Here is a 13,638-nt window from a genome sequence, read left to right as displayed (position 1 = left end):
CGACTGCGCTTGAACCATTCCCCTGTGTACGTGGAGTAAGATGCGTTTTTCGATCTCCACGGAATCCTGTCAATGAGCAAACCCGGGCAGACCATTCTTGTTGCGTTGCGCAGGATGATTGCGTCAGGCGAGCTGGCGGCCGGCGAGCGCTTGATGGAAGTGCCGACCGCCGAGCTGTTCGGCGTGTCGCGCATGCCGGTGCGTATGGCGTTTCGCACCCTGGAACAGGAAGGCCTGTTGGTGCCCTTTGGCGGGCGCGGTTTTCAGGTGCGCTCGATCACGCCGATGGAAATCGCCGGTGCGGTCGACGTGCGCGGTGTTCTGGAAGGGCTGGCGGCGCGGCAGATGGCCGAACGTGGCTTGACGCAGGAGGCGCGGGACGAGCTTGAAGCCTGCCTGGTGCAGGGCGATGCCTTGTTCGAAAAGGGTTATGTCACTGAAGATGATCTTGAGGTCTATCACGACATGAACATGCGCCTGCATCGAGTGATCGTGGCAGGCAGCGGGAACCGCGCAATTGCCGATGCGTTGGCGCGCAACGACCATCTGCCTTTTGCCTCGGTGACGGCGCTGGCAGTGGATCGCGATAACCTGATTCGCGAATACCGGCGCTTCAATTTCGCCCACATGCAGCATCATGCGGTGGTAGATGCGTTAGTGAGCGGGCAGGGCGCTCGTGCCGAGGCGATCATGCGTGAGCATGCCAATGCTACCCTGCGCTATGCGGAGATTTTCGGTGCCGGTTTGAACGAGCGCATGAAGGTCATCCAGCGCTCGAACTGATCAGATGTCGAGCACCAGCAATGGGGTTTTCGAGCGTGAGCAGCATGGCGTGAACTGATCGTTGAGCGCCTGCTCGTCTTCAGTCAGAAACAAATCCCGATGATCCGGAATGCCCTTGAGGACGCGCGTCAGGCATGTGCCACACACACCTTGTTCGCACGAAAGCGGAATATCGATGCCGTGGCTTTCGAGCACCTGAGCGACCGTCTTGTTGGCAGGAACGGCAATCACCTGACCGGTGCTGGCGATCTCGATGGAAAAGCTGCCGTCGTTGCTGGTGTCCACCGGCGCTGCGGAAAAGTACTCCCGGTGCAGATTGTCTTCAAGCCAGCCGGCAGCACGGGCGCTGTCGAGGATGTGTTGCATGAAGCCACCCGGTCCGCACACATACAAATGGGTATCGGGATGGGGCTGGGCGAGCACATTGGCGGCATCCAGCGCGGTATCGGGCTGTTCGTCAAGGTGCAGTGTGACCCGGTCGGCAAACGGCGAGTGCTTGAGGCGCTCGATAAAGGCGCCGCGCTCGACGGAACGAACACAGTAGTGCAGCTCGAAATCGGCACCGTCCAGCGCAAGTTGTTCAGCCATGCACAGAATGGGTGTGATGCCGATGCCGCCGCCAAACAGAAGCGTGCGACGGCTGTTCCCGGCCAGGGGAAACAGGTTGCGTGGCTCGCTGATGCGCAAGTGCGCGCCTGACTGAATCTGCTCATGCAGGCTGCGCGACCCGCCGCGTGAAGCCGGATCGTTGAGGACGCCAATCAGATAGCGATGACGCTCGTTCGGTGCGTTGCACAGCGAATACTGGCGGATCAGCCCGTCAGGCAAGTGCACGTCGATGTGCGCGCCTGCCGTGAAGGGCGGCAGCAGCTCGCCATCGGCTCGCACCAGCTCGAAACTGCAGATATCCAGCGCTTCATCGTTACGTGATAACACGGTCACGTCGATCATGGTATGTCCTCGGGTGACCGCAGCAAGGGTCACTTCTGATTGTTTTCAACGCATTCGGGCTGGCAGCAGGCAGTCACTTAGTGGCCATTACGGGAATCTGTTCAGCCGTGCTGGCCCGTTCGGCAGCAATCAGGCGTTCCAGAATCTTGCGCGACTGCACACCGCCGGCGTCGATGTTGAGCTTGAGCAGATTGCGTTGCGGGTGCTGAAGCAGGTTCTGTTGCTGGCGCTCAAGCATTTCCAGGTCCTCGCTGAAGATCTTGCGCTGACCCTCGCGGATGGTGGCCGTCAGCTGTTCGTCAGCCGGGTTGAAGTTGCGCGCCATGCCCCAGAAGTACCAGATCGAGGTGTCGGTCTCCGGCGTGATGAAGTCGACAACGATGCTCGATGCCTTGAACTCGTGGGGCGCGTGATAGCCACCTTTGCCCGCGTGGGCTACGCCTACCTCGATCAGTACATGGCTGGGCGGGGTGAAGCGGCAGATCTGCCAGCGATCGACTGGCACGTCATCGGCCAGGTTGTTGCCACGCAGCGCCATCTGCCAGAACGGCGGCGGCATGATGTTTTCCATGTGGCGTGCGGTAATGACTTCCTCGCCCTCGACCGTCGTGACAGGTGCCGCTTCGTCGATTTCCTTCTGACCGATGCTCGACGCATGCACGTAGGTTTCGTGGGTGAGGTCCATCAGGTTGTCGATCATCAGGCGATAGTCGCACTGAATATGAAACAGGCCGCCACCGTAGGCCCATTCGTCGCTGACCGCCCACTCCAGATGATGGATGAGCGCCGGATCGGCCTTTTCCCGGTCGCCAGGCCAGACCCATATGAAGCCGTAGCGCTCGACCGCGGCGAAGGTCTTGTTGCAGGGGAAGCCTCGAACACGCTGGCCGGGCATCGCGGCGGTCTTGCCATCGCCGCCCATCACCAGCCCGTGATAACCGCATACCAGTTGGCCGTTCTCGACATAACCCAGCGACAGCGGGGCACCGCGGTGCGGGCAGAAATCTTCTACGGCGACAACCTGCTGGTTCTGGTCGCGAAAGAAGACCATCTTTTCGTTGCAGATTTGCCGACCCAGAGGCTTGTCGGCGACTTCATCTGCTGTACAGGCGACGTACCACGCATTCTTCGGGTGCATGACGGTTCTCCACGGTTCGATTATTGGTCTTATGGATCCACAGAATGAATCATGTTGTTTTCCTCGTGATTATTAATGCCACAGGATCAAGATTAATCCAATGATTAATTTAATTAACTATTATTTAATGGATCCACAGACTGACCATCAGGTGGATCTGGACGCCAGCAATACTGCTCGCAGACGGGGGGCGAGTGCTTCCAGAAGGGTCTGCACAGAGCGCAATGCCCGGCAGTCGGGACGCGTCAGTAGCCACAGATCGGTGCTGCACCCTTGCAGTGGTTCACTCAACCTTTCCACTGAGCCAAGGCCCTGAATCGTGAAATCGGTCAAGGCCGCCACGCCCAGACCGGCAGCGACCAACTGAGAGACCGCCGACATGTTGCTGCAGCGATAGCGTGGGCTCACCGCCGGGAATGCCTGTTTACGCCAGATCACCGAAGGGTGGTCGGGCATCGAGTCGTCCGGGCTGATCCAGGGAATGGAGGCAGGGTTGTGTGTCAGCGCATCGCGGTATTCGGGGCGGCCACAGATGAAGTAGTCCGCGCTGCCCAGGCATCGTCCGATCAGGTGTTCGGGCGGGGTATTGGTCAGGCGCAATGCGATGTCGGCATCACGACGGCTGAGGTTGGCAAACGCGTTGGAGGTGGCCAGTTCCAGCGTGAGGGCAGGGTACTGCGGCATGAAGTCCGCGAGCGTTGGTAACAGCAGGCTGTGCAAGACCGCGTCGGTGCACGTCAGGCGTACCGTACCGCTGACCACCTGTTCGCCTTGCTGCAAGGCGATACGGGCAGCGGCGAGTGCCTGTTCGGCGTGTTCCGCCTGCTCGGCCATGGCCTGGGCAGTATCCGTCGGAATGTAGCCGCGTCGGTTCTTTTCAAACAGCGCAGCACCGAGGGCTGACTCCAGACGTCGGATCGAGCGGAACACTGTCGAAATATCAACGTGCAGCAGATCTGCAGCACGCGCCAGGGTCCGGCCGCGTACCAGCGCCAATACCAGAGAAAGATCGGCATGGGTGATTTCATATTGCATCGCTGCATTGTTCCTTTGCCTGAATGCCTATGTTTGTTGCGTAGATGACTATCCTAGACTGGTTTTATCCCGGCTGGATAGCGTCATATCGACGTGCTGGCTCACCAGATTTACAAGGACTCAACGTATGTCACGACCTCCCTTGATCGGCGTTACTGCCTGCCGTCAGCAGTTGGGCAAGTATTCCTCCCATACCGCAGGCGATAAATATGTCGAAGCGGCGGCGTTTGCGGGTGTCCCGGTCATTCTGCCCGCGCTCGACGTGCCCACCGAGCCTGCGCAGTTGCTGGCCTCACTGGACGGTTTGCTGTTTACCGGCTCGCCGTCCAATGTCGAGCCGCATCATTACAACGGCCCGGCGAGCGTGGAAGGCACTGCCCACGACGTGTTTCGGGATCGCACGACATTACCGCTGCTCAGGGCCGCCATCGCCCAGGGTGTGCCGGTGTTATGCATCTGCCGTGGTTTTCAGGAGCTGAATGTTGCACTGGGCGGCAGCCTGCATCAGCGGGTCCAGGAATTGCCCGGTTATCTGGATCACCGTGAGCCGCAAAGCGATGTGCTGGCCGTGCAGTACGCGCCGCAACACCCGGTGCAGGTGCAATCTGGCGGGTTGCTGGAGGCGCTCGGGCTTGCGCCGGGGTTCGAGGTCAATAGCCTGCACAGTCAGGGAATCGATCGTCTGGCATCGGATCTGCGCGCGGAAGCACTGGCACCCGACGGTCTGGTGGAAGCGGTTTCCCTGCCCGGTGCGCCAGGCTTTGTGCTGGGCGTGCAGTGGCACCCGGAGTGGGAGTTCATGAACAACCCTGTGTCGCTGAGCCTGTTCACGGCATTCCGTGAAGCCTGCCTGGCGTATGCCCGGAACCGTCAGGGCAGGTAGTGCGATGAGCTGCTGAGTGTTGCTGACAAACGTGATTTAATATCCGGCTTTGCGGCCTTGGGCGATGGACAATCCATTCCACCTGGGCTTTGCTTCACTCATCGGATATCTTTCGCACAAGGCCATTATGGATACGGGAGCACGACTCAAACTGGTGCGTGAAAGCTACAAGCTGTCACAACGTGAACTCGCCAGACGCAGTGGTGTGACCAATGCCACGATTTCCCTGATTGAGCAAAATCGTGTCAGCCCCTCTATCAGCTCGTTGAAGAAGCTGCTTGAAGGCATCCCCATGACGCTTGCGGATTTCTTCACCTTCGATCAGCCACCGGGGCAGGATCAGTATGTATTCCGCGCCGGTGACCAGCCTGACCTGGGGCGTAACGGTGTTCGCCTGCTGCTGGTCGGCGCAACCCTGCCGAGCCGCCAGATGCGTTTTCTTCGCGAGCAGTACGCGCCGGGCGCAGACTCGGGTGAAGAGCCCATTGTTCACAGCGAAGGCGAGGAGTGCGGGTTGGTGACGCGCGGCACCGTGGAGCTGACCATTGATGGGCAGGTCAATATTCTCGGTCCCGGGGACGGTTATTACTTCCCGACCACCTTACCGCACCGCTTCCGCAACATCGGCCAGGACGAGGCCGAGATCATCAGTTCCAACACGCCCGCCAATTTTTAGCGCACAGCGCCTGCAACGACGATAATTTCCGGCCGCCAGACACCTCTGGCTGCACTTCAACTGACCAGTGCTGTCGGCATATAACCCTGTGGGTTCATGCACTGCCAGCGCCAGGCGTCAGTGAGCATCGAATCAAGGTTGAACCTGGCACGCCAATCCAGCTCACGCAATGCTTTCCCCGGATCCGACCAGCACACCGCAATGTCTCCGGTCCGGCGCGGCTGAAAGATCAAAGGCACGGTTTTGCCGGAGATACGTTCGAAAGCGTGCACCACCTCGAGGACTGAATAACCCTGCCCAGTCCCCAGATTCCAGACGGATACGCCTTTTTGGCCGCGTATTCTGTCCAGCGCCTTCAAGTGGCCCTCGGCCAGATCCATTACGTGAAGGTAATCACGCACACCTGTACCGTCCGGCGTCGGGTAGTCGGTGCCAAAAATGTGCAGGGCAGGGCGTCTTCGATTCGCGACCTGCAGCAGGAAGGGCAGCAGGTTATTAGGCGTGTTGCAGGGCGACTCGCCCAGCAGGCCGGACGGATGGGCGCCAATGGGATTGAAGTAGCGCAGCAGCCCGATGGACCAGCGTGGATCCGAGCGGGCGACGCTTTTCATCACATGCTCGGCCATCAGTTTGGAATGCCCGTAAGGATTGGTCGGCAAACCCAGTGGGCAGTTCTCGTCCAGCGGCATTTGCTCACGGTCGCCGTATACAGTCGCTGATGAGCTGAACAACAGGTTGAACACGCCTGCCTGCTCCATCGCCTGACACAGGTTTACGCTGCCACTCACGTTGGTCTCGAAATAGCGCAACGGCTCTCTGACGCTTTCGCCCACCGCCTTGAGCCCGCCGCAATGCACCACAGCTTTCACTGGGTGGCGAGCGAATAGCCGGTTCAACGTCGCTTTGCTGCGTACATCGCCGTGGATGAACTCCACCTGTCGCCCACTGAGTGTCTCCACCCGGCTCAATGTCTCTCGTGAGCTGTTGCACAAGTTATCAAGCACCACGACATCGTGGCCCTCTTCAAGCAATTCAAGCGCAACGTGAGCGCCAATGTATCCCGCACCACCGGTAACCAGAATCATGATTATCCTTCCTGGATGTTCGCCGCCTCGGCAAGAGGCGTGCTGAGGGCTCGGCGTCGTGACCTTTATCAACAGGACGACAGAGGAGCCTTGCTTGCGAAAATCAGGACCAGACCACCGCGTGGGGAAAACGTACCGCAGGTGCCAAAAAACATTCGCTCAAGACTAGGGGCGTATTTGTTCCGCCGAGTTCAACGGTTCATTCCCGACGGCACATACCCTTTATCGGAATCAGCGAACAGCGGCCCGGGCGCATGCTCGAAACTGATGAGAATATCTATAGTTGTTCCATGCACGTGATTGTTCCATGCATGCAACAGCCGCCAACGCACATCCTCATCATGAATGCCGTCGAAGTTCAGCCCTTTTCAGAGCCCTTCAGTTTCATCCAGGACTTTTTAGAAAAAAGGGAGACTTCATGAACGGTGTCCAGAAAATCCAATCCGCAAGGTCAGCTTCAGCCAGAGTCGAGGCAGCCGTCAGACCGCTGCTGCTGTGCCTGTCCCACCTCAGGTGGGGGTTTGTGTACCAGCGTCCGCAGCACATCATGTCGCGCATGGCGCAGGATTATCGGGTGTTGTTTCTAGAGGAGCCTGTTTTTTCAGACTCGCCTCGCATCTGGCTTGAGTCACTGCCGCAAGCATGCGGTGTCACCGTATTGGTGCCGCACCTGCCTTCGCAGATGCAGCCTGACCAAGTGATCACTGCACAGCGCACGTTGCTGGATGGTTTTATGGATGCGCAACAATTTGGGGAGCTGCTGTTGTGGTATTTCACCCCGATGGCCCTGGCGTTTACCGACCACCTGCGCGCGCAAGTGACGATCTTCGATTGCATGGACGAGCTGTCTGCGTTCAAAGGTGCGCCGCCAGAGCTTGTGGAGCAGGAGCAAGCGCTGATGAAGCGCGCAGATGTTGTCTTTACCGGCGGCTTCAGCCTCTGGGAGGCCAAGCGCCTACAGCATGCAAATGCACACTCCATGCCCAGCAGCGTCGATATCGGGCATTTTGCAGCCGCTCGCAACATGCTTGCCGCCCCGAAGGATCAACACTGCATCCCCCACCCAAGGCTAGGCTATTTTGGCGTCATTGATGAGCGTTTCGATATTGAACTGATTCGAGAAGTGGCGGAATCACAGCCCACATGGCAAATCATTTTGATCGGTCCTGTGGTGAAAATCGATCCGGCAACCCTGCCGCGCATGGCCAACGTTCATTATCTGGGCAGCAAGCCTTATGACGATTTACCTGCCTATCTGTCTGGCTGGGATGTCGCATTGATGCCGTTTGCCCTGAACGATTCCACACGCTTTATCAGCCCGACCAAGACGCCGGAGTACCTGGCTGGCGGTCGTCCAGTGGTATCAACCCGGATTGCCGACGTTGTCAGAACTTACGGTGAGTCTGGAGTCGTCGCAATTGCCGATGATGCCGACGCGTTTGTGCGCGCGATTCGCGAAGCTCTGGCGCATAAGGATCCTGCTGATTTTCTGCGTAAGGTTGACGCAGTGCTGGTCGGAGAGTCCTGGGACAACACGTGCGCTGCCATGAAGGCGCAAATCGGCCTGGTAACGACTGGGGAGCAAACCCAATGCCTCGGATAAATCCTCAATCAGCCGCGTTTGCAGAGACGCACTATGATTTCCTGATCGTCGGTGCAGGTTTTGCGGGAAGTGTAGTGGCGGAACGGCTGGCAGCCGGATTGGGTAAACGTGTTTTGCTGATCGACCGACGTCCACACATTGCGGGTAACGCTTACGATCACCTGGACAGCGCCGGGGTGTTGGTTCACCAATACGGGCCGCATATCTTCCACACCAATGCCGAGCGCATTGTGGAATACCTATCGCGATTTACCGAATGGCGCGACTACCAACACCGTGTGCTCGCCAGTGTGGACGGCCAATTGCTGCCTATTCCGATCAACCTCGATACGCTCAACAGCTTGTACGGTTTGCAGATGAATGAGCAACAAGCCGAAGCCTTTCTCGCCAGCCGGGCCGAGCCGGTAGAGGTGATAAGAACCTCCGAAGACGTTGTGATCAATCAAGTAGGCCGGGAGTTGTACGAGAAGTTTTTCCGTGGCTACACCCGCAAGCAATGGGGGCTGGACCCGTCGCAACTGGACAGGTCGGTCACCTCTCGAGTGCCTACCCGTACCACTTCGGACAGTCGCTACTTCACGGATACCTTTCAGAAAATGCCGCTGCATGGCTATACGCACATGTTTGACCGGATGCTCGATCACCCGCTTATCGACGTGGCGCTGGGGGTCAACTTTGCTGATGTACGCGGGGCCTTGCAGTATCGGCACCTGATCTACTGCGGGCCAATCGATGAATACTTCGATTATTGCTATGGCCGTCTTCCATATCGGTCCTTGCGTTTCGAGCACAAAACCGTTGATCAGGCACAGTTTCAATCCGTGGCCGTGGTCAACTACCCGGATGAGGCCATTGCTCATACGCGAATCACAGAATACAAGCACCTCACCGGTCAACGGCATGCCCAGACCAGTATCAGCTATGAATTCCCGAGTGCCGAGGGCGACCCTTACTACCCCATTCCGCGACCGGAAAACACTGAGTTGTACAAGCGTTACAAGGCGTTGGCCGATCAGTCGGATGAGGTGACTTTCCTTGGGCGGCTTGGTACTTACAAGTATTACAACATGGACCAGGTTGTCGGTCAGGCATTGGCGCTGTTCCAGCGGCTGGCCCATGAGTTGCCGGAGCAGATTGCCGAACCGATTGAACAGCCTGCGCGAGGCTGAGCATGGGTCGTCTGTTCGACAGCTTCTTCATAGGCGGATTCGAGTGTGCCAGCCATCGACGACTCGACGGCGTGCGACTCGATCTGCTTCACTCCACCGGTCACGACCGTTGGGCACCCGAAGATTTTGCCGCAATGGCGACGCACGGAATACGTACCGTGCGTGACGGTTTGCGCTGGCACCTGATTGAAACCAGCCCGAACTGTTACGACTGGAGCAGTTTTTTGCCCATGTTACGAGCCGCGCGGCGTCAGGGCACTCAGGTGATCTGGGACTTATGCCATTACGGTTATCCTGATGACCTGGATATCTGGCGGCCGGAGTTTGTCGAGCGCTTTGCGCGTTTTGCCGCTGCGGTAGCTCAGGTAGTCAAAGACGAAGGGGAGACCGCCCCCTTTTATTCACCAATCAATGAAATTTCGTTCTGGAGCTGGGCGGGAGGTGAAGTTGCTTATTTCAACCCCGGTAGTCAGCAGCGCGGCATGGAACTCAAACAGCAACTGGTCCGGGCCAGCATTGCGGCGATAGAGGCGATACGCGCAATAGAGCCCGGCGCGCGTTTTATTCAGGCCGAGCCATTGATTCACGTCGTACCGGCTACGCGCGGTAGTGCGGAGAAAGCGGCAGCAGAGTGCTATCGGCAGGCGCAGTTTGAAGCCTGGGATCTTTTATCCGGGCGTCAATGGCCTGGGCTGGGCGGCCGCCCCGAGTATCTGGATGTGTTGGGCGTCAACTTCTACCCACATAACCAATGGCAGTTCAACGGTCGAAAGCTCACCCAGGACGACCCGCAATACAGGCCATTTCAGGGCATGTTGAGCGAGCTGCATACGCGGTACGCAAGACCGCTATTGATTTCTGAAACCGGCGCCGAAGACGTACAGCGTCTGCCGTGGTTCAATTACATCTGTGCCGAGGTCAGTAAGGCTGTCAGGGCAGGCTTACCTGTGGAAGGTATCTGCTGGTACCCCATTCTCGATTATCCGGGCTGGGACGACGCCCGATACTGCCCGACGGGCCTGTTGGGTTATGCAGACGGGCAGGGTAAGCGGGCCGCCTTTCACCCTTTGCAGGTGGCGTTACGCGAGAGTGCGAGTGAATTTGCGGCTCTTATTCGACAAAACCACGAAAAATCCGCTTTCCAAGTGAACGCTTTTTGAGTGCTTAGCCCCTCATATGAATATAATTCGTTTTTTGCCCAAAACCTGAGAACCCTTTCGAGGCTCCACCAGTCCTAGCCTTGAGAACATTTATTAAACCCAACCAATATGTGTGGAGTTTCTGGAGTGTCGGAAGAAAAAGCCCGTGTCGACAATGCTGCAACGGGAGATATCCAGCATCAGGGAAAAGATATCTTTTTTGCGGCGGTGGAAACGACACGTATGCCGATGATCGTGACGGACCCCAACCGTGCGGACAACCCGATCATTTTTTCCAACCGCGCGTTTCTGGAAATGACGGGCTATTCGTCAGAAGAAATCATCGGTACCAACTGCCGGTTTCTTCAGGGGCCGGAAACGGATCGGGCCGTGGTGCAGTCCATTCGTGAAGCGATTGACGAGCGCGTCGATATCTCTACCGAAATTCTTAACTATCGCAAGGACGGTTCTACCTTCTGGAATGCCTTGTTTATTTCTCCGGTTTATAACGATGCCGGAGACCTGATCTATTTCTTTGCGTCGCAACTGGATATCAGTCGACGTCGGGATGCTGAAGAAGCCCTGCGTCAGGCGCAGAAAATGGAAGCTCTGGGGCAGCTTACCGGAGGCATCGCTCATGACTTCAATAACCTGCTTCAAGTCATGGGCGGCTATATTGATTTGATCGGCAGCGCTGCTGAGAAACCCACTATCGATGTGCAGCGTGTCCAGCGCAGCGTTTATCACGCCAAGTCTGCTGTCGAACGCGCGAGTACGCTGACCAAGCAATTACTGGCATTTGCCCGTAAACAGAAGCTGCAGGGACGAGTGCTCAACCTCAATGGTCTGGTTTCCAGCACAGAGCCCTTGATCGAGCGTACGTTCGGGCCGCATGTGACGATCGAAACCGATCTGGACCCGGCCTTGAAAAACTGCCGTATCGACCCGACCCAGGCAGAAGTTGCCCTGCTGAACATCTTCATCAACGCCAGGGATGCGCTGATTGGCAGGCCTGACCCGAAAATATCCATTGAAACCCGCAATCTGGTCGTCGATGAGTTGGCCAACATGTCTCATGACGGCTTGCTGCCTGGTCGCTACGTCAGTATTGCCATAACGGACAATGGCATTGGCATGCCATCGAGTATTCGTGACCGTGTGATGGACCCGTTTTTTACCACCAAGGAAGAGGGCAAGGGTTCAGGGCTCGGTCTTTCGATGGTCTATGGCTTTGCCAAACAGTCGGGCGGCGCGGCGCGGATCTATACCGAAGAAGGTATTGGCACAACGCTGCGCCTGTATTTTCCGGTAGACGAGGCAATGCTGACCCACTCGGAGCCACCAAAAGCTGTCGACAGACGCATTGGCAGCTGCGAGCGGATTCTGATTGTCGAGGACCGGCCTGACGTCGCCGAGCTGGCGAAGATGGTGCTGGATGACTACGGCTATGTCTGCGAAATCGTACTCAACGCTCGCGAAGCACTGAAGAAATTCGAATCCGGCAGCAGGTATGACCTGCTGTTCACTGACCTGATCATGCCGGGCGGCATGAACGGTGTGATGCTCGCGCGTGAAGTGAGGCGCAGGTATCCGAAGATCAAGGTGCTGCTGACCACCGGCTACGCTGAAAGCTCGATCGAACGAACCGATATCGGCGGCTCCGAGTTCGATGTGGTATCCAAGCCCTGCATGCCTCAAGACCTCGCCCGGAAGGTCAGGCAGGTGCTGGACGGACCTAACGGCATCGCTTGATTGTCCCGCTACCGAAGACCTGAAGGCCTGACTGTTCTCGGTCAGGCTGACGAGTGTGTGGTTATACCCATTATTGACTGTGCCTTATGGGGTGCCATTGTTTATTAATGCCTGTCGAGTATTAACAGACATCAGACAACCTCACTTATAAACATAGAAGCGATAATGAGGCCGCAATATTGTAAAGCGCTTGGAGCGTTACCGTCTCTTTCCGTTCCATTGATAGAGATCACTGTTCGTCGCCTTTTTATGTGGTTTTGCAGCCCTGAAAAAAGTCTATAAAAGTTTTAAACTTCTTGAACGTCGCCCGGGTCATTAAAGTGTACGCCACACATTTCAGCGTTCACTGCCAATGACTCAAAGGACTCTTATTATGATTCGCGACGACCGCATCGCTCCAGGCTCCCCTGTGTATCAAGACACGCATGCCATGGCTCCTCTGCTTAAACGAATTTCCTGGAGCGCTATTCTGGCCGGTGTTGTATTGGCCATGGTTGTTTCGCTGTTGTTGAACCTGTTGGGCACGGCCATTGGAAGTGCCAGTATTGATCCAATGCAGGAAGCCAATCCGTTGTCCGGAATTGGTACAGGTGCGGGTATCTGGGTTGTTGTCAGCTCGGTAATCTCGCTGTTTGTCGGTGGTTGGGCGGCTGGCCGTCTGGCTCAGCGTGAAGGCGCTTTTCATGGTCTTCTGGTATGGGCGAGCGTATCGCTGATCACGGTCTATCTGGTGTCCAGTGCCGTAACAGGCGTGGTACGCGGTGGCCTTAATCTGGCAGGCAGCGGTATGTCGGCACTGGGCAGCGGTATTGCTCAGGTAGCGCCGGCCGTCGGCGGCAAGATTCAGGATCAGTTGCGCGCTCAGGGTATTGATTTCAATCTGGACGATATCCAGGGTGAAATTGAAACAGCCATGCGCCAGACCGGTAAAGCCGAGCTGAACCCTGACAACGTCAAGCAGGAAGCTCAGGCAACCCAGGAAGATGCCCAGAATACTGCCAAGCAGAGTGCACAAAATCCTCAGCAAGCCGATGAGCAATTGGGTGGCCTGATGGACCGCATCAAAGCCAAAGGCGACCAGGCGTGGGATGCTGCTGACCGTCAGGCGCTGGTTAATCTGATCAAGGCGCGTGGCAACAAGACTGATGCCGAAGCCAATCAGATCGTCGATCAGGCTCAGGCCAGCTATCGTCAGGCTTATGCCAAGTATCAGGAACTGAAAGCTCAGGCAGAACAGAAAGCCCGTGAAGCAGCTGAAGTGACTGCCAAGCGCGTTTCGCAAGGTGCCTGGATTCTGTTGATCACTCTGGTGATCTCGGGTCTGGTAGCAGCGGGTGCGGGTGTACTGGGTCGTCGTACTCAGCCGCCAGCCAAAGTTGTTGCTGCTGTCTGAACCAACGCAGCAAGACTGGACTGAAGTATCA

At 57.1% G+C, this 13,638-nt stretch carries 12 protein-coding genes; 8 read left to right on the top strand and 4 right to left on the bottom strand.

Going from position 1 to position 13,638, the window contains the following annotated elements; all coding sequences use genetic code 11:
* Nucleotides 1-72: 72 nt before the first annotated feature.
* Nucleotides 73-783 (top strand): GntR family transcriptional regulator, encoded by a 711-nt coding sequence (locus RYC17_RS00535; RefSeq protein ID WP_316902139.1) that lies wholly within the window; start codon nucleotides 73-75, stop codon nucleotides 781-783.
* Here the strand turns inward: RYC17_RS00535 and RYC17_RS00530 are convergent, their stop codons facing one another.
* The 3 genes from RYC17_RS00530 to RYC17_RS00520 form a co-directional block, all read right to left on the bottom strand.
* Complete coding sequence (locus RYC17_RS00530; protein WP_316902137.1) at nucleotides 784-1,734, bottom strand: PDR/VanB family oxidoreductase; 951 nt, start codon at nucleotides 1,732-1,734, stop codon at nucleotides 784-786. It abuts the gene before it with no gap.
* A 73-nt stretch (nucleotides 1,735-1,807) separates the two neighbouring features.
* Nucleotides 1,808-2,872 carry an aromatic ring-hydroxylating oxygenase subunit alpha gene (locus tag RYC17_RS00525; RefSeq protein WP_122281017.1) on the bottom strand — a complete coding sequence of 355 codons (1,065 nt, stop codon included), beginning with the start codon at nucleotides 2,870-2,872 and terminating at the stop codon, nucleotides 1,808-1,810.
* A gap of 147 nt (nucleotides 2,873-3,019) precedes the next feature.
* A complete protein-coding gene (locus RYC17_RS00520) occupies nucleotides 3,020-3,907 on the bottom strand; it encodes a LysR family transcriptional regulator (protein WP_316902135.1) in 888 nt (295 codons plus the stop codon).
* A 127-nt stretch (nucleotides 3,908-4,034) separates the two neighbouring features.
* On the opposite strand from RYC17_RS00520, the gene RYC17_RS00515 reads away from it, so the two are divergent.
* Both RYC17_RS00515 and RYC17_RS00510 read left to right on the top strand, forming a co-directional pair.
* On the top strand, nucleotides 4,035-4,790 hold the full coding sequence (locus RYC17_RS00515) for a gamma-glutamyl-gamma-aminobutyrate hydrolase family protein (protein ID WP_058402895.1): 756 nt from the start codon (nucleotides 4,035-4,037) through the stop codon (nucleotides 4,788-4,790).
* Nucleotides 4,791-4,917: 127 nt separating this feature from the next.
* On the top strand, nucleotides 4,918-5,466 hold the full coding sequence (locus RYC17_RS00510; protein WP_002553494.1) for a cupin domain-containing protein: 549 nt from the start codon (nucleotides 4,918-4,920) through the stop codon (nucleotides 5,464-5,466).
* A 56-nt stretch (nucleotides 5,467-5,522) separates the two neighbouring features.
* Here RYC17_RS00510 and galE read toward each other — a convergent pair whose 3' ends face one another.
* Nucleotides 5,523-6,551 carry a UDP-glucose 4-epimerase GalE gene (galE, locus tag RYC17_RS00505; RefSeq protein ID WP_230016237.1) on the bottom strand — a complete coding sequence of 343 codons (1,029 nt, stop codon included), beginning with the start codon at nucleotides 6,549-6,551 and terminating at the stop codon, nucleotides 5,523-5,525.
* Nucleotides 6,552-6,969: 418 nt separating this feature from the next.
* On the opposite strand from galE, the gene RYC17_RS00500 reads away from it, so the two are divergent.
* The 5 genes from RYC17_RS00500 (at nucleotide 6,970) to RYC17_RS00480 (ending at nucleotide 13,607) form a co-directional block, all read left to right on the top strand.
* Complete coding sequence (locus RYC17_RS00500) at nucleotides 6,970-8,154, top strand: glycosyltransferase family 1 protein (RefSeq protein WP_316902388.1); 1,185 nt, start codon at nucleotides 6,970-6,972, stop codon at nucleotides 8,152-8,154.
* The gene (gene glf / locus RYC17_RS00495) at nucleotides 8,142-9,323 is read left to right on the top strand and encodes a UDP-galactopyranose mutase (protein ID WP_316902133.1); all 1,182 of its coding nucleotides are present in this window, start codon (nucleotides 8,142-8,144) and stop codon (nucleotides 9,321-9,323) included. The genes RYC17_RS00500 and glf overlap by 13 nt, the downstream gene beginning before the upstream one ends.
* Before the next feature lie 2 nt (nucleotides 9,324-9,325).
* The gene (locus tag RYC17_RS00490) at nucleotides 9,326-10,483 is read left to right on the top strand and encodes a beta-glucosidase (protein WP_316902132.1); all 1,158 of its coding nucleotides are present in this window, start codon (nucleotides 9,326-9,328) and stop codon (nucleotides 10,481-10,483) included.
* A gap of 126 nt (nucleotides 10,484-10,609) precedes the next feature.
* A complete protein-coding gene (locus RYC17_RS00485) occupies nucleotides 10,610-12,214 on the top strand; it encodes a hybrid sensor histidine kinase/response regulator (protein WP_057402378.1) in 1,605 nt (534 codons plus the stop codon).
* A gap of 373 nt (nucleotides 12,215-12,587) precedes the next feature.
* Nucleotides 12,588-13,607, top strand: a complete 1,020-nt coding sequence (locus RYC17_RS00480; protein WP_002553498.1) for a hypothetical protein — start codon at nucleotides 12,588-12,590, stop codon at nucleotides 13,605-13,607.
* Nucleotides 13,608-13,638 lie beyond the last annotated feature (31 nt).

This window comes from Pseudomonas syringae group sp. J248-6, assembly GCF_032586995.1.
Taxonomy (GTDB): domain Bacteria; phylum Pseudomonadota; class Gammaproteobacteria; order Pseudomonadales; family Pseudomonadaceae; genus Aquipseudomonas; species Aquipseudomonas amygdali.
This window is presented reverse-complemented; position numbering and strand designations above follow the sequence as displayed.

Coding starts and splice junctions, on each gene's coding strand:
- RYC17_RS00480 (WP_002553498.1), top strand. CDS start 12,588: ATGATTCGCGACGACCGCATCGCTCCAGGCTCCCCTGTGTATCAAGAC.
- galE (WP_230016237.1), bottom strand. CDS start 6,551: ATGATTCTGGTTACCGGTGGTGCGGGATACATTGGCGCTCACGTTGCG.
- glf (WP_316902133.1), top strand. CDS start 8,142: ATGCCTCGGATAAATCCTCAATCAGCCGCGTTTGCAGAGACGCACTAT.
- RYC17_RS00510 (WP_002553494.1), top strand. CDS start 4,918: ATGGATACGGGAGCACGACTCAAACTGGTGCGTGAAAGCTACAAGCTG.
- RYC17_RS00530 (WP_316902137.1), bottom strand. CDS start 1,734: ATGATCGACGTGACCGTGTTATCACGTAACGATGAAGCGCTGGATATC.
- RYC17_RS00525 (WP_122281017.1), bottom strand. CDS start 2,872: ATGCACCCGAAGAATGCGTGGTACGTCGCCTGTACAGCAGATGAAGTC.
- RYC17_RS00490 (WP_316902132.1), top strand. CDS start 9,326: ATGGGTCGTCTGTTCGACAGCTTCTTCATAGGCGGATTCGAGTGTGCC.
- RYC17_RS00535 (WP_316902139.1), top strand. CDS start 73: ATGAGCAAACCCGGGCAGACCATTCTTGTTGCGTTGCGCAGGATGATT.
- RYC17_RS00500 (WP_316902388.1), top strand. CDS start 6,970: ATGAACGGTGTCCAGAAAATCCAATCCGCAAGGTCAGCTTCAGCCAGA.
- RYC17_RS00520 (WP_316902135.1), bottom strand. CDS start 3,907: ATGCAATATGAAATCACCCATGCCGATCTTTCTCTGGTATTGGCGCTG.
- RYC17_RS00515 (WP_058402895.1), top strand. CDS start 4,035: ATGTCACGACCTCCCTTGATCGGCGTTACTGCCTGCCGTCAGCAGTTG.